This window comes from Nitrincola tapanii, assembly GCF_008368715.1.
GTDB classification, from domain to species: domain Bacteria; phylum Pseudomonadota; class Gammaproteobacteria; order Pseudomonadales; family Balneatricaceae; genus Nitrincola; species Nitrincola tapanii.
This window is the reverse complement of the sequence record NZ_SMRS01000009.1, coordinates 25,952-49,086: the sequence shown is the minus strand read 5'-3', so window position 1 is coordinate 49,086 and position 23,135 is coordinate 25,952. Positions and strand designations below refer to the sequence as shown.

Below are 23,135 nucleotides of genomic sequence, written 5' to 3'. Positions count from 1 at the left end.
AAAAGCAGTATATCAATGAAACGGGCAGACGCCTAACCTGTCGACCGTGAATTCTCAATGAAAGCATGGATGAGATTGCTACAGATCTTGGTCTTGAAGACGTACAATAGAAAGATCAATTTTGAGTGTGGATATTTCTCATGCAGGCGTTAAAAAAACAGTTGGAATCACTTAAACCCTGGCAGCTCAATGCGTTTTCAGCCGCATTCAGCGAGCGCATGTTGCCCAACTTCACACTCTTCTCCAAGCTCTTGAAATTTGGTGATGCTCAGAAAGTGCGCCAGATCATGGACGGTGTTTGGAATCATCTATCCGGAACCGGTGCCAAAATGAACTTTGAGGTTCAGCTGGATGTGGTCGAAGGCAATATGCCTTCACTTGATGATTTTGATCTTTATGGTGCGATGCCGGCACTGGATGCGGTTGTGGCGCTCTATTCCACCCTCCTGTGCATTCTCGAAGGCGATGTAGACGATGCGTTTAGTGTGGCCAATCTGTCTAAAGAAAGCGTGGCGACGTTTATCGAGGTGAACCTGGCAGATCCGCAGATGTCCGATGTGGATCTGATGCGCTTTATCGCGAATCATGAGCTGATGCAGGAAGAGGATGCCTTCCGTGAAGACGTCTTAGAGCGTTTGTTGTCGACTGAGCATCCGACTCCGGCGATGATCGCGGACTTACGTCGTCTGGCGCATAATGAAGGTTTCAGTAATATCGGAATCAGTGACGACGAAGAATGATGCTACGTTTGGGTTTGTGTTTACTCATTTTACCGGTGGTCGCACTTCTCTTGCTGTTTTTTATTGAGCAAGCAAGGGTGGATGATTGCCTGGCGATGGGGGGCAGTTACGACTACCTTAAGGCGGTGTGTGATCTGCAAACCTCTCATCCCTTTGTACCTTTGATGGCGCGCTTTGGCACTTGGATCAATCTCGCCATGCTGCTCTCTTGCCTGGGTTTAGTATTCAGTGTTTTGGGCCTGTATAAAAAAGCCTAACTTCTTTTTCTAAGGTATGCCTGTGTTAAGCAAAAAACGCACCCTATGGATTCTGGTTTTGTTATCCGTGGCTTTGATTGTTTGGCTGCTGGCGCCAAGCTGGTTGCAGGGCTTTAATCAAAATCGTCAAGAAGAAGCTCAAGCACAGCGCGAAGCCGGCTTGTTGGCAGGTCAGACCAGTGATCAGCAAGGTTGTTTAGATCAAGCTTTGCGTGCTTTTGATCTCTGTCCCGATTCAAACTTTGTCTGCACAGTAGCACAGGGCACGTTTCTAAAGGCTTGTTGGGAGATGGCTGCACCCAGCGAAGGCTTCTGTGAGGGGGTGCCGGAATTCACGGAAAAGCCCACCGAGGACGCTAAGGAGTGGGCACGTTACACCTGTTGGGAGAAAAATATTCGTGGCGAAGGCTGCCGCTTGTTATTACGTCAGCAACAACAGCTCTGCAGCGCCTCCGCACTTCCTAATTCTTAATTAGAATTCAACGCTCAGAACCAGCTTGCCGCGACAGTGTCCGCTCGCGCTTAACTTGTGTGCTGTCGCGGCCTCTGTGAGAGGCAGTGATCTGTCGATCGCTAAATGTAAACGGCCTTGCGCCAGGCGCTCGACCAATCCGGCCAGTTGTTGGGCATCGGGGCGGGCGCGAATACCCATGACCTGCCAATCCTGTCCTTCTGCCGCGGCAATGATCTGTGCAGCGGTGACGGAGGGTAGAGTGACACAACGTCCAGTGGCTTTAAGGCTAGGTAAGGCTTGAAGCCCAGCGTCTCCGCCAATGCCATCCAGAATCACATCAAATTGCCCGCGGTAGGCTGACCAGTCTAGGTTTGCGTAGTCTAAGCAGGTGTGGGCACCTAAGCTGCGTAAAAACGCATGATTTTGTATCGAAGCGGTTGCCGTCACCTCGGCACCGGCTTCCACCGCCAGTTGCACAGCAAGGTGTCCGACACCACCGGCGGCGGCCAGAATCAAGACTTTTTCACCGGCTTTTAAAGCCGCGGCTTCAAATAAGGCTTGCCAAGCAGTGAGGCCCGTCAGACCCAGCGCAGCCGCTTGAATCGCGTCCACGCCCTCGGGGCGCAGAGTAATCTCATCTGCCGGTGCACAAAGATACTCGGCATAACAATTGGCAGGATGAGGAAAGCGGATGAAGCCTAACACGGCCTGGCCAGGCTGCCAGTTTTCTACGCCTTCACCACAGGCTTCGATAATGCCACTGAACTCCCAACCGGGGATATAAGGGAGCTGCTCGATAAAACCGCAGGCACCCCCGCCACTCACGGTCTTCCAATCGATGGGATTGACCCCTGCAGCCTGGTTTCGAATCAGAACTTCACCGGCTTGAGGTGTGGGTCGCTCACACTCTTCGTAGACAAGATTATCGGGTTCAAAAGCATGAATTCGGATGGCGTGCATAAACAACCCCGCAGGAAAAATTAATGAAGCGGCAGGGCGTTATTATCCGTTTCACTGGCGTCTATTTCCACCTGTGTCAAAAGATCCGCTGGGAAGTGGCAGATAAAACAACTTCCTTGTCCGATTTTGCTTTGAATCTCCAAACGCGCACCGTGGCGCATCAGCACGTGTTTAACGATAGAAAGGCCTAAACCGGTACCACCGCTTTCACTTGAGCGCCCTTCATCCACTCGGTAGAAGCGCTCGGTCAAACGTGGAAGGTGCATGGCTTCGATGCCGGGGCCGTTATCACAGACACTGAAATGCCCACCGCTGGAATCCGTTTGCCAACGGATGCGGATCTCACTCTGTGCAGGGGTATAACGCACAGCATTGAATACCAGGTTGGAAAATGCGCTGTAAAGTTCACTCTCTTGTCCGAGTAGATCCTTGTCCGCGTCTAGATCGAGCGTGATCTGCTGCTGTTTTTCGGCACTGAGAATCAGGGCATCACGTTGAATTCGTTTCAGTAGGTGATGAATTTCAATCGGCTCTTCACTTTGGATCTGTTGCGAAGACTCTAGGCGAGAGAGCAGCAGCAGATCACGCACCAGGCTCTCCATACGCTGAGTTTGTTGCTGCATCTGACTTAATCCGCGCAGTAAGGGACGCGGTAAATCCTGTTCTAAAAAGGTTTCCAGATAACCGCGCATCACTGTCAGTGGGGTGCGCAGCTCATGTGAGGCATTGGCCACAAAGGTTTGGCGAGTTTGTTCTAAGCGCTTAAGACGTGAGATGTCGCGAGCGACCAGGAGTCGATCCCCCTCGCCAAACTGGATGATGTTGTAAAGCAAGGTCATGTTAGGATCGCGTGGAGAAACCAACTCCAATGGCTCTTGATACTGACCTTTGCGGTAATAACGCACAAAACGGGGATCACGGAGCAGGTTGAGAATCGATTTACGGCGATCCGATTTGGTTTTGAAGCCAAGGAGTGTTTCCGCAGAGCGATTCCACCATTCCAGGTGATTATGCTGGTCGATAATTACAATCGCATCGTTGAGCGCGGCAGAGGATTGTTGGAAACGACGGATGACACCGCGTAGAGATGTTTCTCTCTCCTGTGCCGCACGTTGTCGGCGGTACAGGGCATAGCAGAGATCCCCCCAAGCACCGCTGGCATCAGGGGGTTCATCCTGGGGGTCTTGTTGCACCCATTTTAATAGACGCTGAAATTGCCAAATTGAATGGCCAGCCCAGGCGAGTGTGCCAAGTAGCGCACCAAGACGCAGATCACCCAAAAACCATCCGATCAAGCTTGCCAGCAGGAGTGTGAGCAGTAGGCTTTGCAACAGCAGGAAGCGTGAGCGGTACATGGTGGCCTAAGCCCTCCCTCAGCCACTCAGCTGAGCTGAGTGGAAAAACGATAACCTGTGCCGCGAACCGTTTGGATCAGATAATCGTGGCGTTCACCCAGAGCTTTGCGTAAGCGGCGAATATGGACATCCACTGTGCGCTCTTCGACATAAACATTACCGCCCCAAACATGATCGAGCAACTGACCACGTGAATAGGCCCGATCGGGGTGGGTCATGAAAAATTGCAGCAAACGAAATTCGGTAGGCCCTAACTCCAGTGAAGTCTGCTCAGACAAAACACGATGTGAAATCGGGTCCAGTGTTAGACCGTCGACGGTCACCGGTTCTTCGATCCCTTTTGGGGTGGTACGGCGCAAGACGGTTTTCAAACGTGCGACCAGCTCACGCGGGGAAAAGGGTTTGGTGATGTAATCATCCACACCAACTTCTAAGCCCTGGATTTTATTATCCTCTTCCGCCTTCGCGGTGAGCATGATGATGGGAATATCACTCGTCACCTCCTCTTTACGCAAACGCCGCGCAAAGTCGATACCGCTGGTTCCGGGCATCATCCAGTCGAGCAACACCATATCCGGTTTATGATCCAGAATCACACCATGTGCTTGTTGCGCGTTTTCCGCTTCCAAACACTCATAGCCGGCCATTTCCAGCGCCACGGCAATCATTTCCCGAATCGGTGCTTCATCATCAACAATCAGCACACGCTTTGCAGCAGACATTTGCAGAGCCTCTTTATTAATCACAACAGCGTGTATTACAGAAGGTTTCTGTTACATAAATATGACAAATGTCACGAAACTGCAAAAACTTCGCAGCATTATGCGGCGTAATGAAAAATGATGCCGACCAAAACAGCTAACTCGGCCAGGTGATTATTCAGGAAAGCACGAAAACAACCTTCACGTTCACGTGCTTGCGTCAAACTGTGTTGGTAGAGGAAGAAACCGGAAGCCGCGACTAAGCCGAGGTAATACCAATAGCTCATCTCCAGCATCAGCCCTATGAGTAGTAACAGGCTCAGTGCACCGGCTTGTAGAAGGGCGATGATCAGATTGTCTTTTTCACCAAACAAAATGGCGGTGGATTTAACGCCGATTTTCAAATCATCATTACGATCTACCATTGCGTATTGGGTATCGTAGGCGACGGTCCAGAGAAGTTTAGCGGCATAGAGTAACCAGGCGATGAGTGGCAGGCTTTCTTGTGTGGCGGAAAAAGCCATAGGGATTGACCAACCAAAAGCAGCACCCAGCACCACTTGTGGCAGATGGGTGTAGCGCTTCATAAAAGGGTAGGTAAAGGCCAAGGATAAACCGACCAAAGATAACCAGATGGTGAGAGGGTTAGTGAAGAGCACTAAAACAAAGGCCACGAGCATTAACAGCGCAAACAGGAGAAGCGCCTCACGGCTTGTGACCGCGCCTGTCGCGAGCGGACGCTCACGTGTGCGCTCAACGTGACCATCGATTTTACGATCGGCAAAATCATTGATGACACACCCTGCCGAGCGAGTCAGGAACACGCCGAGCGTAAAAATCAGCAGGAGTGTTAAAGAAGGTACGCCCTCGGCGGCAATCCACAAAGCCCAGAGTGTTGGCCAGAGCAACAACCAGGTTCCGATCGGTTTATCGGCACGGGTTAAGCGAACATAGTGTGGTGTTTGGCTGCGTAGATGCGCCCATAAAGCGTGAAGTGACATCTTACCCCCTGTTGAACTCCTCAGCCGGGGTATTCTACGCGCCTCAAGCTGGGAAGGAAGACTTCGATGACCAGTAGAGGTTGGCCCTCTAAACGAAAGATAGAGCGACGTGCCCAATAGACACTATGCTGATCCTCTAGACGGCAGATTTCCAGATCACCACGTTGTATAGACGGATCACTGAATAACCAGGAGCCAAGCGATTGATTACCCAGCGAGCGCAGGGCGCGATGCCGACCGCGCAGAGTGTTGCGCGGGATAATGGAGCGAGCAAATACCCAATCCTGTTGATGGCCACGCAGCATGACTTCGCGAATTAAAGCCCAGTGGTGCGCCGGTTGCTGTAAACAGATCTGCTCACTCGGGCGCATAGTCTGCCATCCTTGACGCAGGCGTTCGACACTAAAACTATGTTGGCTGGCCTGCACCAAGCGGCGCGTTAAGGAACCTCTGTCCGTTAACCAGGGCCGCCAGTGAGCAGGCAGAGGTTGGCGCCTCTTGGCAGAGCGCCAATGTTGACGCTGGAAGCTGTTTAGCAAGGCGGTACGAGCGGACATGATGCGAGTGAAAATGAGTTCTACAAGAAGGTCCACCCAGTGTAGCACCGATGCTTCCTATCTCGAAAGCTCAGGTCACGGTAAACTGCGAGGTCAGCTGGCGCAGAGAGTCGGCATTATGGCGCACACGCTGAGCACTCTGTTGTAGCTCAGTGATGGTATTTGCCATCTCCACCGAGGCCCCTTCAACCTGACGTACTGAGGCCCCATAAAAGTGACTACGATCGTCTAGCTGTTTGATGATGCTAAACATCTTCTCAACTGCTTGTTGCAGTTCATCATTCTCACTGGCACTTTCCGAGGCATGGCGAATACTTTCATCCACCGCTTCAACGCCTTGCTCCATGTAATGCACCGCTTCGCGTGTCTCACTTTGCAAACTGTTCACGGTGGCTTGTATTTCATCGGCGGCACCGGCGGTTCGGGCCGCCAGCTTGCGGACTTCATCGGCGACCACAGCAAACCCACGGCCATGCTCACCGGCTCGTGCGGCTTCAATCGCCGCATTTAACGCAAGTAGATTGGTCTGGGCGGTAATATCGCTAATCATGCCGACAATATTACCGATCTCGGTCATACGGCTATCGAGGTTTTGCACACGATTGGCGGTTGTTTCCACCACATGGCGGATCGAGTCGGTGCCCTTGCGCGCCGTTTCAAATTGCTCACGGGCATTGGCCATCACATCATCCATTGCGCGTTTTAGGGTTTCGGCTGTATGGCTGGCATCGTTAATTTCTTGTAACTGTTGCTCTAACAACTCCAGCATTTTAGTCACAACCTGGCGCACTTCACGACTGTTGTTCCCTGCTTCATCGGTTAAGCCCAGCATCACCTTGTTGGTTTCACGTACGTCGCGTTCACTCTGAATGATCTGGCCGATGATGCCATCGAGATTATCCAGGAAGCTATTGATCCAACCGCCCATATCGGCGGTTTCATCCTTGGTCATAGAAGTGGTATCGAGACGCTGGGTCAGGTTGCCTTCACCTTCGGCAATGGTGCGGATCAACTCAGTGGTGGAACCCATACGGCTGGCTAATTTACGTGGCCCTAACCAGGTGTAAAGAAAAGTCGCGAGCAGCAGAAGCAGAGCATTTAATCCCAGATTCCAACTGCTATTGAGTGGACTGAAGAGATGTAAGGTGCTGGAGGCGGCGAGTAAGCCCGCTGTGGTGAGCAGATAAAGACGACTGAGGACATATTTAATCGATCGACGGCGATACACCTCTTCTAGATCGCCCTCACACATCATGCCCCAAATATCGGGTGAACCTTCCAGCTGAAAGGTAATGCCCTTACCGATCACTGGGATATGACGATAATCGGAGTATCCGGGGTAGGTCACAAAGAGATTATGGCCCTGGCGAATGGTCTCGCGTACCCCAGGATGCAACTGGCCGGTAGCGGGATCGGTAAAGCGCAATTCCAGTTCGGTATGTTGCTTAACCTGAACGGTGCCCCAGCGTGTGTTGACGCCCTGCTTCAGGTTCTCGCCATGGGAAAAGGTGTCATCTTCAAAACGTGAGCGAGACAAGGCGGTGCCTTGCACAATGCTGGGATCAAAGCGGGATTGCACCATAAACAAATAGTTATCACCGGATTCACGATAGATGTGTCCGGCTTCACGCTGTATTAGATCACCCACAACATCATTGGGCACTCGGCTACACACACAACCCAATACCTTGCCATTCACTTCCAGGGGTTGATAGAACATGAGTGTCACGGCGTCGTGAAAGCGTGAGCTGCTTGGACCCAACTCCAGTGTTATGGGGTCTACATAGGGGCCATGTAAAAAAGGGGCTTTTAAACCTTCTTTTAGGGCGCGTAGACAGGTCTGACCCGGATGGATCTGACCCCGACGGGCACGGTGCGTTGAGGCGAGAATCTGGCCCTCGGGGTTGACGAAAAAAAGCTCGGAGGCGTCGTTGATCTGCTCGAACTTGCGCAGCAGTAGAGCTTGATACTCAGCTTCTGAGCTGAGGGCGAATAAGCTGCTGAGTTCGCGTAGATGTTTCCACTGACGTTTCGTCCATTGTTGCAGGATACGCAAGCGTGTCTCGGCAATTCCCTCAAACACCTGCTCGACAACAGGATAGGTGCTGCGGTTGATCCAGCACGACCAGCCGAGGCTGAGCTTATTGTTGGTGCCCAACCAAGGTAACCAGTGCATTTCAGCAGAAGTGAGTGGCATTGCAGGACTTTTTAAGGTATGGCGCATGTGTAACCCCAAGATCGACAACTTAACGGCTTAGTAGATACTCCCGGCGTGATTATTATGATTCTATGCGTGGGCGAAATAAGGTAAGCAAATATTGTGCCTTATTTTCTGAAGATAACTTGCTGTTATTTGGTGCGTTAATGCACCATAAAAGCGCATACAAAATAATTAATACTTTATCTGCTCCTTTAGGGTGCATCCTGCCTTAAATACATCAGAAGGATGTCAGATCAAGAACCGCCCTGATCCTTCATTTCAGCTTCATCATCCGGTGACGCATCTTTTAAGGTGCGTTTTATGTTTTTTAAGCTTTGATGGCGGACATCGGTTCCGCTGACCTGATAGATCAAGTGTTCGGAGAGGTTACGAGCGTGGTCACCGATACGCTCCAGGCTGCGCAGTACCCAGATCACATTCAGGATAGAGGAAATAGAGCGTGGATCTTCCATCATATAGGTAACCAGCGAGCGCATCGCCGAGCGGTACTCTTGATCGACATTGGTATCCTGTTTGGCAACGCTATACGCCAATTCCAGATCATCGCGTGCAAACGCCGTGAGAATGTCGCGTACCATGGAGGACACCAGCATGCCGATATGGCGCACTTCCTGATACCCCCGTGGAGCGGGGCCGGACTGGGCAATCTCGATCGCGTGTTGGCAGATGCGGCTGGCTTCATCACCAATACGCTCAAGATCAGATACCGCTCGGCTGATGGCCACAATCAAACGCAGATCGCTGGCTGTGGGTTGGCGAATCGCGATCATTTTGGTGCATTGATCGGCGATATCCAGCTCCATTTGATTGGTTTGCCGATCAACACGGCGTGATTCTTCAGCGAGGTCGGGGTTGTTGTTGAGCAGAGCATCCAGAGCATCACTGACCTGACGCTCAACTTGTCCACCCATGGCCAGCATTTGGGTGCGAATATCTTCGAGCTCATGATTGAATTGTTGGGAAATATGCCGGGAAAAACCTTCTTTTCCTGTAAACATGACGGGTAATCCTGACAGCGCTTGGCTGTAATTTTCTGTGGATAAGTTGTTTATATTTGTTGTGTAACCCGGTGAATCCTGTGCTTAACCATAACGCCCAGTAATGTAATCTTCGGTTTGACGCTTACTCGGGTTGGTAAAAATGCTGTCTGTATCACCAAACTCGATAATACGTCCCTGATGCAAAAACGCGGTGTAGTCTGAGACACGCGCAGCTTGGTGCATATTATGAGTCACAATAATTATCGTATAAGAATGTTTCAATTCGTTGATCAGCTCTTCAATTTTCAAAGAAGAGATCGGATCGAGTGCCGAAGCCGGTTCATCCAGCAAAATCACATCCGGTTCGACAGCCAGCGCTCGTGCAATCACCAGACGTTGTTGTTGGCCACCGGAGAGATCAAACCCATTGTCATGCAGGCGATCCTTCACTTCATCCCAAAGTGCGGCGGCACGTAAAGAGAACTCCACTACATCATCCAGTGTGCGCCGATCACGAATGCCTTGCACTCTTAAACCAAACGCAACATTTTCATAGATGGATTTAGGGAAAGGGTTGGGCTTCTGAAACACCATACCCACGCGTCGGCGCAGTTCCACCACATCACGCCCAGGGGCATAGATACTTTCTTGATCCAGACGTATATCCCCCCGACAGACACAGCCTTCGATCAAATCGTTTAAACGATTAAAACTGCGTAGCAGAGTCGATTTGCCGCAGCCAGAGGGTCCGATAAACGCCGTGACCCGCTTGGCCGGCAGGGCGAGATGGATATCCTGCAGGACCTGCTCACGTCCGTAGTGCAGGCTGAAATTCTCAACCTGTAGCTTCAGGCGTTCAGGTTGAAAATCCTGCGCTTGGCTGGCCGATAAAGGACGTGATAAGGAAGGAACATTCATAGGCACTCACAGATTATGGAAGCGCTGATAGCGCTCACGTAAATGATGACGAATACGGATAGCGCTCAGATTCAGAAGCAGGATAAGCAGAATCAGCACCAAGGCCGTGGCATACACTAAAGGGCGTGCCGCTTCTGGATCGGGGCTTTGAAAGCTGGCATCAAAAATATGGTATCCCAGATGCATGATTTTTCGATCCAGATGCAGATAAGGAAAAACATCGTCCAGGGGTAAAGTCGGTGCCAGTTTGACCACACCTACCAGCATTAACGGCGCTACTTCTCCCGCCGCACGTGCGATTGCCAGAATGAGGCCCGTCAGCATGGCGGGGGTCGCCAGGGGTAAAATGATTCGCCATAGGGTTTCAGCCGGTGTTGCCCCCAAGGCCAGGCTGCCATCACGCAAACTGCGCGGAATCCGTGCCAAGCCTTCCTCTGTTGCCACGATCACAACCGGAAGGGTTAATAAGGCTAGGGTGAGGCTCACCCAGATTAACCCGGGGGTGCCTAAGGTGGGTGCCGGCAAAGCATCGGCAAACAGCCATTGATCCAACTGGCCACCTACAAGATAGATAAAAAATCCAAGTCCAAAGACACCAAAAACGATTGAAGGAATCCCGGCCAGATTGTACACAGAGATGCGAATCCAGCGCGCCAGCAAACTTTTACCAGCATACTCATGTAAGTAGATTGCCGCTAAAACCCCAAAAGGTGTGACTAGCAGCGTCATTAATAACACCATCACCAGAGTGCCATAGAGGGCGGGAAAGATACCGCCTTGCGTGTTGGCTTCGCGTGGATTTTCAGTCAAAAACGCCCAGATGTTATGCAGATACAGCTGCAGTTTTTCAATAAAAGACAGCGCGTTGGGGCGGGTGATACGCAGTATCTGATCGAGGCCGAGAGCATGTGTTTCGCCCTGGGCTAAACGAATTTCGAGTTGTGGCTGCGCGGCTTGTTGATAGAGGTTCTGCAAATAAAGGCGCAGGCGCTCATGGTCATGTAGAAGCTGCTGTTGGGTCGTCAGCAAAGCCGCATGGGTGTCTGGATCATGGCTAGCACTTGTCCGTAACTGTCGGCGGATCTGCTCCAGCTGCTGATTTAAGCGTCCCATCTCACGCCTTTCCAACAAACGTATCTGTTGTTGTAAGGCTTGGGTCACACGCAGTTGCGTCTGTAAGCTTGACCAAAACTCAGCCGCTTCGGCCGGCACACGTTGTTCCTGTCGGGTGTCTTCTTGTGTCTCCTGCCAGATGAGTGCTTGGGCAAAACCAAACAGATCCCCCCAGGCTTGGCGCTCGATACGCAAGGCGTTCTCTGGGCGACTGAATTCGGCACCTGCTGATTTGGGTAACCAGAGATATTCCTGATTTTGCAGATCACGGTTACCTAAACGCCAGAGTTGTTCGTCTTGGCTTTGATCCACCACCTGACCGGAGCGTAAAGGTTGGGCCAGAAAGCTTAAAGCGCGGGGAGAGGAGGCGTCGGTTGCTGGCAGCTCGAGTTGATAGATAGGTTTAGGCCAGAAATGGTGCAGCCCTTGGGCGGCAATCCAGCCCAGGGTTCCAAGCAGCATAATCAGCGCACAGCTTAAAGCCCCTGCGCTCAGCCAGATCCAGGGCTGGCCACCCTCTGTCCACTTCTTCATTTACAAGGTCCGATAATGCTGGCGCAAGCGCTGTCTGACAACTTCTGCCAGAGTATTGAGCACAAAGGTAAACACAAAGAGTAATAAGGCCGCTAAAAAGAGCACACGATAATGGCTGCTGCCGACTGCCGTTTCCGGTAACTCAATCACGAGGCTGGCCGATAGGCTGCGCATTCCCTCAAACAGATTAAAATTGCTTAACGGGGTATTCCCACTGGCCATCAGCAGAATCATGGTTTCGCCCAGTGCTCGGCCTAAACCGATCATCAGCGCGGAAAAAATACCCGCAGCGGCGGCCGGAAGCACCACACGGCGGACCGTTTGCCAGGGCGATGCACCGAGCGCTAAAGCACCCTGAGTGAGATGGCGCGGCACATTAAAGAGAGCATCTTCGGCGATCGAGAAGATCGCCGGAATCACCGCAAAACCCATCGCGATCCCGACAATCATGGCATTACGCTGTTCATAATCGATCGAGTGTGCAGACAACCAGGCGCCAAGATCACCCTGAAACCAAAAGGCTTCCAATTGTGGCGCACAATAGATCAGCACCGCACCACATAGAAACAGCCAGGGCAATAGAATAAATAACTCTGTGCCGCTGCCAGGCACAGGACGTTTCAGTAGTTTGGGCAGCCATTTCTGGTTGAAGAGCCCTGCCAATAACATGGCGAAGGGCAAAAACAGCAATAAGCTGATCACGCTGGCAAGATGTGCTTCCACCCAGGGCGCCAACCACAAACCGGCAATAAAGCCGATAATCACCGTTGGGAAGGCTTCCATGAGTTCAATACCGGGTTTTACCCAAGCTCTAAGCCCCGGTGACATAAAGCAAGCGGTATAAATCGCTGCCATAATTGCCAGCGGCATGGCGAATAAAAGCGAGAAGAGGGCGGTTTTTAGCGTGCCCAGCATTAAGGGGGTCAGGCTGAATTTGGGTTCAAAACTGTCATGCGCGACGGCCGGTTGCCAAACCCAAGCAGGTGCTTCGTACCCCTCGTAATGCACCTGAGTCCAGAGGGTACGCCAGCTGATCTCAGGATGAGGATGGTGTACCTGCCAAGAGGTCAGGCCATCGGCATCCAAGGCGATGAGTCGCTGTGGATGGGCGGCAAAGCTCCAGTGTTGAGTCTGAGCAGACGCTGACCAGCGTAACGGCTCCTCTCCACTGGTGGTAGGGTAGAGCGCGGTTTGGCCCTGTTGATCCATCGCCAAAAAGCTTTTGCTATAGGGATCGGCACTCAGATGCTGAATTGATTGGGATAAAGCGGGGAATTGGCGTAGTTTCTGCAAACTCAGCTCGTGGCCTGCTTTCTGAATCAGTTGCCATTGCTGCACTTGGCCTTGTGTATCCGCACTCAGAAACGAACGGCCGCCGGGCAGGCGTAAGAGGTGAGTGATGCCCTCCATTCCCGATAAGCGGGTTTCCAGCTGTTTTTGCCAGGTGATAGCTGGCCCTTCCTGCCCCGCAGAAAACACCTGAAGCTGTGCCTGGGTATCAATAATAAGAAGATGTTTGAGGTTGGCATCGATCAACAGATATTGCGCTTGGAAATCCAATCTCTGCACACTCTGTTCCAAGAGTTTAACTTCCGGTTGCAGCTGCCAGCGCTGCACAAGTAAGCGCTGATCCTCGCTGACGGCGGCGAGCAAAAGTTGGCTTTGCGCCAGATTGGTGGCAAGCGCGGTTAGGATCAAGGCACGACCTTCGGGATCAAAAGGTTGTGTAATCGGGAGTGGGAATTCAACATTTCCCTGGCTCACCAGCTCACCCTCTTGATAAACAGAATAAAAACGATGTTGACTCACCCACAGTTCACCCTGGCTTAATCCCCAAGCACTTAAACCTGTTTCGGCATCGGCTTGAGAGAAATGCTGCACTTGAGCGGAGGACAGAAAAGGCAACGGCTGTTGCTGGTGTAACTGACCTGAAACCGGATCAATCCACAAAGCGCCCTGTGTTGCACTCAAAATCAGGGCCAGATCTGCGCTGGGCGACAGAGCTAGAGCCAAGGGTTGTTCGATGGACACCGCGAGCGGTTGCTGACCCTGAGCTTCAAGTTGCGCGCCACGCAGCAGGGGCAAGACTTCCCAAAGTAGATATAAAAAGATCAATAACAGCGACAGAATGACACCGTAACCGGCGCAACTGATACTCAAACGTGACAGTTGGTTACTGAAACGCCGCCAGATTGAGCGCCAGTGGGCCACCTGTACTCGACGTTTGCGCAAGGGATGTACCCGCTTCGGGGTGGGCATAAAGTCACTGGCCATGCTCAGTCCAACTCCAATTCATGCCGAAGACGTGCGCTGAGTTCCGCAGGCAGGGGCAGATACCCCTCCTGTTCAACCAAGGCTTGGCCTTGTTTTGAGTAAATAAAGCGGATGAATTCACGTTGCAAAGGATCTAACTGTCCCTGTGGCGGTTTATTCACATAAAGATAGAGATAGCGGGCTAAGGGATAGTGTCCATTCACGACATTTTCAGCGCTCGGCTCAGCATAAGGATGTTCAGGGCTCAGCGCCAAAGCCAGGGTTTTGACGGCAGGGTTACGAAAGCCGATGCCCGAGTAACCGATACCGTTCAGCGCACGGCCAACCCCTAACACCACGGAGGAAGAACCCGGCTGTTCATTCACCTGAGCACGAAAATCTCCACCGAGCAGCACCTTCTCTTTGAAGTAACCATAGGTGCCAGAAACGGCGTTACGACTGAAGCGCGTAATCTTACGTGTCTGCCAAGGCGCGTCTAAACCGAGTTGTCCCCAGTGGGTAATCGCCTGTGGATAACCCTGGAAACGATTTTCCGAGAAGATGGCATCCAGCTCAGCCAGGGTAATCTGTTGCAAAGGATTGTGGCGATGGACAAAAACAGCGACCAGATCGATCGCAATTGGCAAGGCCAGCGGAGGATAACCGTAGCGCTGTTCAAAACGACTGATTTCTGAAGGGCGCATCGCCCGACTCATGGGTGCAAAAAGCGCCGTGCCTTCGGTGAGTGCAGGGGCGCCGGTTGAGGAACCAAAACCCTGTAGCTGTAGGTTGATCCCTGGATAATAGGATTGAAAATGCTCCGCCCAGAGTGTCATCAGACTATTCAGGGTTTCTGAACCCATCGATGAAAGCGAGCCGCTGACACCCGGTCGTGCGCTGTAGTCTGGGTGTTGATCCTGGGCAGCCTGGGCCAAAGAAAGGCTGCTCAAGCTCAAGAGAAGCATAGAAGACAGCCGCCAAGCACCGAGCCGCAGCCATTTCAGCCGCGCCTGGATTCGACTTAAACAAGGGGAGTGTCCCCGCAATGCTCTGTGCATGGCCTCACTCATAGATGGATTTCTAATCGAGCATAATATGACGTTTTGATGACAAAAAGATGACAAATCCAAGATAAACCCTAGGGTGAGTTTGTCATCATATTGTCATAGAGCATTCATCTGCTTGACACATTTTCTCGTCAAACTGCGCAGCGTAGGCTCACGCGACCGAGTATTTCTGCTCGATGCGAGCCGGTCGTGTACTTCAAACTGACGAGGATCTATCCATGAAATTCCGTAACACAGCACTTGCCCTGGCCATGTCTGCTGGTCTGGCCGTAGCGGCTCCTGCCATGGCGCGTGATACCATCCAGATCGCAGGTTCTTCAACTGTTCTGCCTTTCTCCTCTATCGTAGCGGAAGAGTTCGGCAACTCCTTCCCACAGTTCAAAACTCCGGTTGTGGGTTCAGGTGGCTCCGGCGGTGGTCTGCGTCAGTTCTGTCAGGGTGTGGGTGCGAACACCATCGATATCGCCAACTCTTCGCGTGCTATTCGTCCAAATGAGCTGGAAAGCTGCCGTGCGAATGGTGTGACAGAAGTGATCGAAGTGAAATTTGGTTACGACGGTATTGTCTTCGCTTCCCGCGCCGATAGCGGCAAGTTTGCTCTGACACCTAAGCATGTCTTCCTGGCGGGTGCTGCCCAGATTCCGCAGAATGGCCAGATGGTTGCTAACCCTTATACCCGTTGGTCACAGATCGACAGCAGCCTGCCAGATCAGGAAATCGTGCTGGTGATTCCAGGTTCTAACCACGGTACGCGTGAAGTTTACGAAGAAAAAGTGGTTCACCCAGGTTGCGAAAGCTTCGCGGAAGTGAAAGCTATGGAAGGTGAAGCTAAGACCAACTTCTGTAACGCCATCCGTACCGATGGTCGTGTGGTTGAGATCGCAGGTGACTACACCGAGACTCTGGCACGTTTGGATGCTCAGCGTGATGCCTTGGGTGTCTTTGGTCTGAGCTTCTATGATCAGAACCGTGACCGTCTGCAGGTTGCGACCGTGGATGATGTGGTTCCAAGTTTGGAAACCATCTCTTCGGGTGAATACCCTGTTTCGCGTCCACTCTATTTCTATATCAAAAATGCCCACGTAGGTGTCATCCCAGGTCTGCTGGAATATGCCCAGTTCTTCATGAGCGAAGAGATTGGTGGCATGGGTAGCCCGCTGGAAGCCGCCGGTTTGATTCCGATGGGTGATGAGGAGCGTGCTGAAGTTATCTCTGCTGTGCAGTCGCGCACTTTGATGCCATAAGGCAACTGGCTTGAGAAGTGAACCGGGGCTCTGCAAGCGCATCCCCGGTTTTTGCTTATCTGCAAGATATACGCTGGAGCGAATATGAGTAACATGCTGCTGATCACACTATTGCTAGGGCTGATGGCGATTGCTTATCAGTTGGGCTTAGTTCGCAGTAAAGGAGTGGCCGCGACGACCTCGGGAACAGGCGTAAAGATGCATTCGCGTCCGACCTATCATGCGATGTTAGTTGCCCTTTGGGTGGGCGTGCCTGCTGCTTTGATCTTTGCTGTTTGGAGCCTTTTTCAACCAGGCATCATCGAATCTATGGTGCTGGCACAGTTGCCGCCTGAAATGATGCCAGCAACCGAAAATGATGTCCGAATTCTATTGCGCCGCATTCATAACCTTTCCGGTGGTTTTGGTTTGATCGAAGAAGCGGCTGCTTATGAACTCAACGCCGCACGTTACATGGCTGAACTTCGTAGCATCAGCCAGATGTTGATGATCGCTTTAATGGCGTCTGTTGCCGCGACTGCGTTGGTCTGGACCCGTAAACGTATCCATCCTTTATTACGTGCGCGCAATCAAGTTGAGCAAGCCGTACGCGTTTTGTTGGTCGCCTGTTCGGCGGTGGCTATTTTGACCACGATCGGCATCGTGCTCTCGATGATCGGTGAAGCCATGCGCTTCTTCTCGTTTGTTAGCCCTATGGATTTCTTCTTTGGCACCACCTGGAATCCACGTTTCTCCACAGTCGGTACAGATGGCCAGACAGGCTTCGGTATGTTGCCCTTGCTTTGGGGTACGATGATGATCGCTTTAATCGCTCTGGCAGTAGCGGTACCCGTGGGTTTGATGGCAGCTATTTTTCTATCTGAATACGCTTCGGATCGTGTACGTGCGGTGGCGAAACCGATCATTGAAGTGCTGGCCGGTATTCCGACCATCGTTTATGGCTTTTTCGCCTTGATCACAGTGGGGCCTTTCCTGGCCAACTTTGGTGCTAGCCTGGGTTTAGAGATTCGTGCCACCTCAGCCATCACCGCCGGTTTGGTGATGGGGATTATGATCATCCCGTTTATCTCCTCTTTGTCTGACGACATTATCACTCAGGTGCCTAAGTCTCTGCGTGATGGCTCTTTGGGATTGGGCGCTACCAAATCTGAAACCATCCGCAAGGTGGTATTACCGGCAGCTTTGCCGGGTATCGTCGGTGCCATCCTCCTGGCGGCCAGTCGTGCTATTGGGGAAACCATGATTGTGGTCTTGGCGGCGGGCAACAGCCCGGTGTTAACCGCTAATCCCTTTGAAGCGGTCTCCACCATGACAGTAACCATCGTCAATCAGCTGACCGGCGATCTCGATTTTGCGAGTCCGCAGTCTCTAGTGGCCTTTGCTTTAGGTTTGACGCTGTTTGTCATCACCTTGTTGCTGAATGTGGTCGCTTTGGTGATCGTCCGTAAATATCGTGAACAGTACGAGTAAGTTATGAAGACAACAAACATGATGCCGGAAGATCAGTTGGATTTGGCGCAAAAGCGTGATCGCATGCAGCAACGTGTGAAAGCGTCTTTGAAGCGTCGCCATGCTCAGGAAAAACGTTTTAAAGGCATGGGAATGGCGGCAGTGGTGACGGCCTTAGCCTTTGTCACCCTGCTGTTTTTCACCATCTTGTCGAAAGGCTTACCGGCTTTCTGGCAAGCGACGCTGACACTGCAGGTGTATTTTGATCCGGAGGTGATTCGTATTGATCCAAAACCGGAGAAGCGCAGTGATGAAAGCGAAGGTGCGTTTCAGCAGCGTTACCTGGCTTGGCAAACTCAGCTGGGTTTTGTGAACTTTAATCGTATTATCCTCGATTCCTTAGCGCGCGAAATCCCAGAAGCGCCTGAGTATCAACGCGATGCCTTGCGTTTGGTGACCAGCGGTGAGCGCTTTGCGCTGCGTGGTCTGGTAGAAAAAGATCCAAGCATTATCGGTCAAACGCTCACCTTGGATCTGCTCGCCGATGCCAACGTTGATGTTTGGATGAAAGGCAATATCGATCGTAATTTGCCGGATGCACAGCAGCAGTTGAGTGCCCGTACGCGAGCTTGGGTCGATGAGTTGCAAGCGCGCGGAGTAATCAAGAGTAAGTTCAGTACCGCGCTCTTTATGAATCCAGATTCACGCAGCTCCTTGGCGTCTGCGGGTTTGGCGGGTGCGTTTATGGGCTCACTTATGATGATGTTGATCGTGATGTTCCTGGCGGTGCCTGTGGGTGTGGCTTCCGCCATCTATCTTGAGGAGTTTGCGCCGAAGAATAAGCTGACCGATCTGATCGAGGTCAATATCAACAACCTCGCGGCGGTGCCTTCAATCGTGTTTGGTCTGCTGGGGGCTTCGGTCTTTATTCTCTGGTTCAAAATGCCGCTGTCGGCTCCACTTGTCGGCGGTTTGGTTTTGTCCTTAATGACACTGCCGACCGTGATTATTGCCACACGCTCCACCTTAAAAGCGATTCCACCCTCGATCCGCCAGGCGGCTTTGGGCATAGGGGCTTCGAAGGTGCAATCTGTGTTTCACCATGTTTTACCTCTGGCGATTCCGGGCATTCTCACCGGTGCGATTCTGGGGGTGGCTCAGGCTTTAGGTGAAACCGCGCCTTTGTTGTTGATTGGTATGAGCTCTTTTGTGGCGAGTGTACCGGCCACGCCTTTTGAACAATCCACCGCGCTGCCGGTACAGATCTATCTGTGGCAGGGCAATGAACTGCGTAATTTCTTCGAAGCGCGTACCTCGGCAGCGATCATCGTGCTGCTGGCGTTGATGATTACGTTGAACGCGCTGGCCATCTGGTTGCGCAAGAAATTTGAAACCCGTTGGTGAGCGAAATGAATATGGGACAGCCTTCTATGAATACTTTAAAAGTCACTCTGCCAGAAAGCGCAGACAGCCAGGCCTTACCTCAGGGCAATATCAAAATGAGCGCGCGCGACGTCAAGGTGTTTTACGGCGCCAGCGAAGCTCTGCATGGTATCAATATGGATATCTATGAGAATGAGGTGGTGGCGTTTATCGGTCCTTCCGGTTGTGGTAAATCGACCTTCTTGCGCTGTTTGAATCGTATGAATGACACCATCGACAGCGCACGCGTCACTGGGAAAGTCACGCTGGATGATCAAGATATTTACGATCCTTCTCTGGATGTTGTGCAGTTGCGTGCTCAGGTGGGCATGGTGTTCCAGAAACCGAACCCCTTCCCAAAATCGATCTTTGAGAATATCGCCTATGGCCCACGCCTGCATGGTTTGGTCGACAACAAAACCGATCTCGAAGAGATTGTTGAGTCGAGCTTGCGTCGTGCAGGCTTATGGAATGAAGTGAAGGATCGCTTGGATGCACCGGGTACGGGCCTTTCCGGTGGTCAGCAGCAGCGTTTGTGTATTGCACGTGCGATTGCGGTCAGCCCAGAAGTGATTTTGATGGATGAGCCTTGCTCCGCACTGGATCCGATTGCGACCACCATCATCGAAGAGTTAATCGACGAGTTAAAAGGTAGCTACACCATCGCCATCGTCACGCACAACATGCAGCAGGCCGCACGTGTTTCCGATCGTACCGCCTTTTTCCATCTCGGCAATTTGGTTGAGTTGAGTGCAACGCGTGAAATCTTTACTAACCCTCAGGATACCCGCACAGAAGACTACATCACTGGGCGCTTCGGTTAAAAATAAATAGGGCAGAGACTATGAATACTTCCCGTGTGGATGGGCACACTTCGCAGGCATTTGATGCCGATATGAATGAAATCGTGAATAAAGTGCTGGATATGGGCAGCCTGGTGACACATCAGGTGGAAAAGGCGATCTATGCCTTTATCCACACCGATGCGGACATGGCGCGAGCGGTGATCAGCAAGGACGATGAGGTGAATCACCTCGAAGTCAAAATCGATGAGCATTGTGTTCAGGTGTTGGTGCGTCGTCAGCCCACAGCAGGTGATCTGCGAGCCGTGATCGCTGCGATCAAAACCATCAAGGATCTCGAGCGCATCGGTGATCAGGCAAAACGTATCGCGCGCAGCGCCATTAAAGCGGCGGAAGCGGGTGCTGAAGCGGATCGTGCTTTCCCTGAGTTTGAAATGATGGGCACACGTGTAGTGCGTATGTTGCAGGATGCCATGACTGCGTTTCGTAACCATGATGCTCAGGAAGCTTTGCAGGTCGCTTTACAAGACAAGGCGATTGACAGTGATTATGAGTCGATTCTGCGCCAGAACATGACTTATATGATGGAAGATCCGCGCAACATTACCCGCATTGTTGAGATGACTTGGGTTGGACGCGCGATTGAGCGGATTGGAGATCATGCGCGTAATGTGTGTGAATACACCATCTACTTTGTAAAAGGGCGTGATGTGCGGCATATCGATGATGCACAGATCGAGGCGATCGTGCAGGGCCGCTAAACTTTGTCATAGACTTGTCATCTTAGGTCGCTAAACTACCATATAATGAATTTCATATATGTTTGCTGAGGTGACCTATGACTATCAAAGTGGGTATTAATGGTTTTGGCCGTATCGGCCGCTTGGTGTTACGTGCTGCTTGGCACTGGCCGGAGATTGAGTTTGTTCAGATCAACGATCCGGCCGCCGATGCTGCCAGCCTTGCCCATCTTCTCAATTTTGACTCCGTACACGGACGTTGGAGTGAAGAGGCTCAGGCCGAAGCGGATGCCATCCTGATTGCAGGCCGTCGCATTCGTGTCAGCCACGAAAAAGAGATCGTGGCAACGGATTGGTCGAATTGTGATCTGGTGTTTGAGTGCTCCGGTAAGATGAAAACCCGCGAGCGTTTGCAAGCCTATCTGGATCAGGGGGTGCAGCGTGTGGTGGTGTCTGCCCCGATTAAAGAAGCCGGCATTCTGAATATCGTAATGGGGGTGAATGATCATCTTTATGATCCGGCGCAACATCGAATCGTGACCGCCGCCTCCTGTACCACCAACTGTTTGGCACCGGTGGTCAAGGTGATCCACGAAAAGCTCGGCATTCAGCATGCAAGCATGACCACCATCCATGATTTGACCAATACACAAACGATTCTGGATGCGCCGCATAAGGATCTGCGCCGTGCCCGCGCCTGTGGCATGAGCTTGATTCCGACCACGACCGGTTCTGCAAAAGCGATTATCGAAATCTTCCCTGAGTTGGCTGGACGCATCAATGGTCATGCGGTGCGTGTTCCTCTGGCGAACGCCTCACTCACCGATTGTGTGTTTGAAGTGAAAACCCCAACCGATGCCGAAACGGTGAATGCTTTGTTAAAAGAAGCCGCAGAGGGCGAACTCCAAGGGATTCTGGGTTATGAAGAGCGCCCGCTGGTGTCGGTGGATTACCGTGGTGATTCGCGCTCCAGTATTGTTGATGCCCTGTCGACGCTGGTGGTCAACCAAACCCAGGTCAAAATCTATGCCTGGTACGACAATGAGTGGGGTTACTCCATGCGCATGGCTGAACTTGGCTTAAAACTGGCGCGTTTAGATCAGGAGCACTAAGCATGTTGGCCCAGCTGTCACCGGAAATACGTCAATACTTGATCGTCACGAGCAATTATTGGTCTTTCACTTTGACCGACGGTGCGCTACGGATGTTAGTGGTGTTGCACTTCCACAGCTTGGGTTATTCACCCCTGGAGATCGCGCTGCTGTTTCTTTTCTATGAGATCTTTGGCGTGATCACCAATCTGGTCGGAGGTTGGCTGGGCGCACGTTTGGGCTTGAATCTGACCATGAATATCGGCTTGGTGTTGCAGGTGTTGGCGCTGTCGATGCTGCTGGTACCCAGCGCTATGCTGACCGTTCCTTGGGTGATGGCGGCACAAGCCTTATCGGGGATTGCCAAAGATCTAAATAAGATGAGCGCCAAAAGCTCGATCAAGCTACTGGTGCCAGCCGAGGCTCAGGGCACACTCTATAAATGGGTTGCCCTGCTTACGGGTTCAAAGAATGCGCTGAAAGGTGTGGGCTTTTTTCTCGGTGGTGCACTCTTGATGGCACTGGGGTTCACGGGGGCGGTGGCCGCCATGGCAATTGCTTTGGCGCTTGTTTGGTTACTCAGCCTTGTGTTGCTGAAAAAGGATCTGGGCAAAGCCAAGCATAAACCCAAATTTCGCGATATCTTCTCGAAAAGCCGTGCGATCAACTTTTTGTCCGCCGCACGGATGTTCCTGTTTGGAGCACGTGATGTCTGGTTTGTGGTGGCATTGCCGGTGTTTTTATCGCAAACCCTAGGGTGGGATCACTGGCAAACGGGCGGTTTTTTGGCGCTTTGGGTGATAGCCTATGGCCTAGTGCAAGCGCTGGCGCCCTTACTCACCGGTAAGGCCTCGGGGCGCACACCGGATGGGCGTATCGCCTTAATCTGGGCCGCGATTCTGACCTCGGTTCCGCTGCTGATTGCAGGGGCACTTTGGTTAGATTGGCACCCCGCCTGGGTGCTTATCCTCGGATTGCTGCTCTTTGGTGCGTTGTTTGCGATTAACTCCTCTTTACACAGCTACTTGATTGTCAGTTATGCCGGACAAGATGGTGTCTCCCTGGATGTTGGTTTTTATTACATGGCAAATGCGATGGGACGCTTAATTGGTACACTTCTGTCCGGTTGGGTGTTTCAGTTGGCGGGCCAGGGCACAAGTGGTTTACAGGCCTGTTTGTTGATTTCAGGGCTGATGCTGGCTGTAACTGTCGTGATTTCTTTGGGCTTGCCCGGCGTTAAAAAGGTGATTTCCTGATCTTGATCAGGTCGTACGG

At 52.0% G+C, this 23,135-nt stretch carries 21 protein-coding genes; 10 read left to right on the top strand and 11 right to left on the bottom strand.

What is annotated here, in order from left to right:
* Window positions 1-140: 140 nt before the first annotated feature.
* From E1H14_RS11855 to E1H14_RS11845, 3 genes are read left to right on the top strand one after another with little or no spacing between them, the layout of a single operon-like run.
* Window positions 141-740, top strand: a complete 600-nt coding sequence (locus E1H14_RS11855; protein WP_149391697.1) for a YjaG family protein — start codon at window positions 141-143, stop codon at window positions 738-740.
* Entirely contained in the window at window positions 737-997 is a 261-nt protein-coding gene (locus tag E1H14_RS11850; protein ID WP_235017456.1) for a hypothetical protein, read from the top strand. The genes E1H14_RS11855 and E1H14_RS11850 overlap by 4 nt, the downstream gene beginning before the upstream one ends.
* A 22-nt stretch (window positions 998-1,019) precedes the next feature.
* The gene (locus tag E1H14_RS11845; RefSeq protein WP_235017455.1) at window positions 1,020-1,469 is read left to right on the top strand and encodes a hypothetical protein; all 450 of its coding nucleotides are present in this window, start codon (window positions 1,020-1,022) and stop codon (window positions 1,467-1,469) included.
* On the opposite strand, the gene E1H14_RS11840 is transcribed toward E1H14_RS11845, so the two are convergent.
* From E1H14_RS11840 to E1H14_RS11790, 11 genes are all read right to left on the bottom strand, one after another.
* A complete protein-coding gene (locus tag E1H14_RS11840) occupies window positions 1,470-2,411 on the bottom strand; it encodes an NADP-dependent oxidoreductase (RefSeq protein ID WP_149391695.1) in 942 nt (313 codons plus the stop codon).
* A gap of 20 nt (window positions 2,412-2,431) precedes the next feature.
* A complete protein-coding gene (phoR, locus tag E1H14_RS11835; protein WP_149391694.1) occupies window positions 2,432-3,766 on the bottom strand; it encodes a phosphate regulon sensor histidine kinase PhoR in 1,335 nt (444 codons plus the stop codon).
* Between the two features lie 26 nt (window positions 3,767-3,792).
* Entirely contained in the window at window positions 3,793-4,488 is a 696-nt protein-coding gene (gene phoB / locus E1H14_RS11830; protein ID WP_149391693.1) for a phosphate regulon transcriptional regulator PhoB, read from the bottom strand.
* 98 nt (window positions 4,489-4,586) lie between these two features.
* Window positions 4,587-5,468: a 4-hydroxybenzoate octaprenyltransferase gene (gene ubiA, locus E1H14_RS11825; RefSeq protein WP_149391692.1), complete on the bottom strand. Its 882-nt coding sequence runs from the start codon at window positions 5,466-5,468 to the stop codon at window positions 4,587-4,589.
* Window positions 5,469-5,488: 20 nt separating this feature from the next.
* Window positions 5,489-6,073, bottom strand: coding sequence for a chorismate--pyruvate lyase family protein (locus E1H14_RS11820; protein WP_149391691.1), 585 nt, complete (start codon window positions 6,071-6,073; stop codon window positions 5,489-5,491).
* A 22-nt stretch (window positions 6,074-6,095) separates the two neighbouring features.
* Window positions 6,096-8,249, bottom strand: a complete 2,154-nt coding sequence (locus E1H14_RS11815) for a methyl-accepting chemotaxis protein (protein ID WP_149391690.1) — start codon at window positions 8,247-8,249, stop codon at window positions 6,096-6,098.
* Window positions 8,250-8,479: 230 nt separating this feature from the next.
* Window positions 8,480-9,244, bottom strand: a complete 765-nt coding sequence (gene phoU / locus E1H14_RS11810; RefSeq protein WP_149391689.1) for a phosphate signaling complex protein PhoU — start codon at window positions 9,242-9,244, stop codon at window positions 8,480-8,482.
* Window positions 9,245-9,328: 84 nt separating this feature from the next.
* The gene (gene pstB / locus E1H14_RS11805) at window positions 9,329-10,144 is read right to left on the bottom strand and encodes a phosphate ABC transporter ATP-binding protein PstB (RefSeq protein WP_149391688.1); all 816 of its coding nucleotides are present in this window, start codon (window positions 10,142-10,144) and stop codon (window positions 9,329-9,331) included.
* 6 nt (window positions 10,145-10,150) lie between these two features.
* On the bottom strand, window positions 10,151-11,791 hold the full coding sequence (gene pstA / locus E1H14_RS11800; protein WP_149391687.1) for a phosphate ABC transporter permease PstA: 1,641 nt from the start codon (window positions 11,789-11,791) through the stop codon (window positions 10,151-10,153).
* Window positions 11,792-14,065, bottom strand: coding sequence for an ABC transporter permease subunit (locus E1H14_RS11795; protein ID WP_149391686.1), 2,274 nt, complete (start codon window positions 14,063-14,065; stop codon window positions 11,792-11,794).
* Between the two features lie 2 nt (window positions 14,066-14,067).
* Window positions 14,068-15,009, bottom strand: coding sequence for a PstS family phosphate ABC transporter substrate-binding protein (locus tag E1H14_RS11790; RefSeq protein WP_235017454.1), 942 nt, complete (start codon window positions 15,007-15,009; stop codon window positions 14,068-14,070).
* 320 nt (window positions 15,010-15,329) lie between these two features.
* Here E1H14_RS11790 and E1H14_RS11785 point away from each other — a divergent pair, with 320 nt between their 5' ends.
* The 7 genes from E1H14_RS11785 to arsJ all read left to right on the top strand — a co-directional run bounded on the left by E1H14_RS11785 (window position 15,330) and on the right by arsJ (window position 23,116).
* Window positions 15,330-16,355 carry a substrate-binding domain-containing protein gene (locus tag E1H14_RS11785; RefSeq protein ID WP_149391684.1) on the top strand — a complete coding sequence of 342 codons (1,026 nt, stop codon included), beginning with the start codon at window positions 15,330-15,332 and terminating at the stop codon, window positions 16,353-16,355.
* An 84-nt stretch (window positions 16,356-16,439) separates the two neighbouring features.
* The gene (pstC, locus tag E1H14_RS11780; RefSeq protein ID WP_149391683.1) at window positions 16,440-17,825 is read left to right on the top strand and encodes a phosphate ABC transporter permease subunit PstC; all 1,386 of its coding nucleotides are present in this window, start codon (window positions 16,440-16,442) and stop codon (window positions 17,823-17,825) included.
* Window positions 17,826-17,828: 3 nt separating this feature from the next.
* Window positions 17,829-19,208: a phosphate ABC transporter permease PstA gene (gene pstA / locus E1H14_RS11775; protein ID WP_149391682.1), complete on the top strand. Its 1,380-nt coding sequence runs from the start codon at window positions 17,829-17,831 to the stop codon at window positions 19,206-19,208.
* Window positions 19,209-19,303: 95 nt separating this feature from the next.
* A complete protein-coding gene (gene pstB, locus E1H14_RS11770; protein ID WP_235017457.1) occupies window positions 19,304-20,050 on the top strand; it encodes a phosphate ABC transporter ATP-binding protein PstB in 747 nt (248 codons plus the stop codon).
* A 20-nt stretch (window positions 20,051-20,070) separates the two neighbouring features.
* Window positions 20,071-20,790 (top strand): phosphate signaling complex protein PhoU, encoded by a 720-nt coding sequence (gene phoU / locus E1H14_RS11765; protein WP_149391680.1) that lies wholly within the window; start codon window positions 20,071-20,073, stop codon window positions 20,788-20,790.
* Window positions 20,791-20,867: 77 nt separating this feature from the next.
* Window positions 20,868-21,881 carry an ArsJ-associated glyceraldehyde-3-phosphate dehydrogenase gene (locus E1H14_RS11760; protein WP_149391679.1) on the top strand — a complete coding sequence of 338 codons (1,014 nt, stop codon included), beginning with the start codon at window positions 20,868-20,870 and terminating at the stop codon, window positions 21,879-21,881.
* A gap of 2 nt (window positions 21,882-21,883) precedes the next feature.
* Window positions 21,884-23,116: an organoarsenical effux MFS transporter ArsJ gene (gene arsJ / locus E1H14_RS11755; protein ID WP_149391678.1), complete on the top strand. Its 1,233-nt coding sequence runs from the start codon at window positions 21,884-21,886 to the stop codon at window positions 23,114-23,116.
* The last annotated feature ends 19 nt before the right edge of the window (window positions 23,117-23,135 follow it).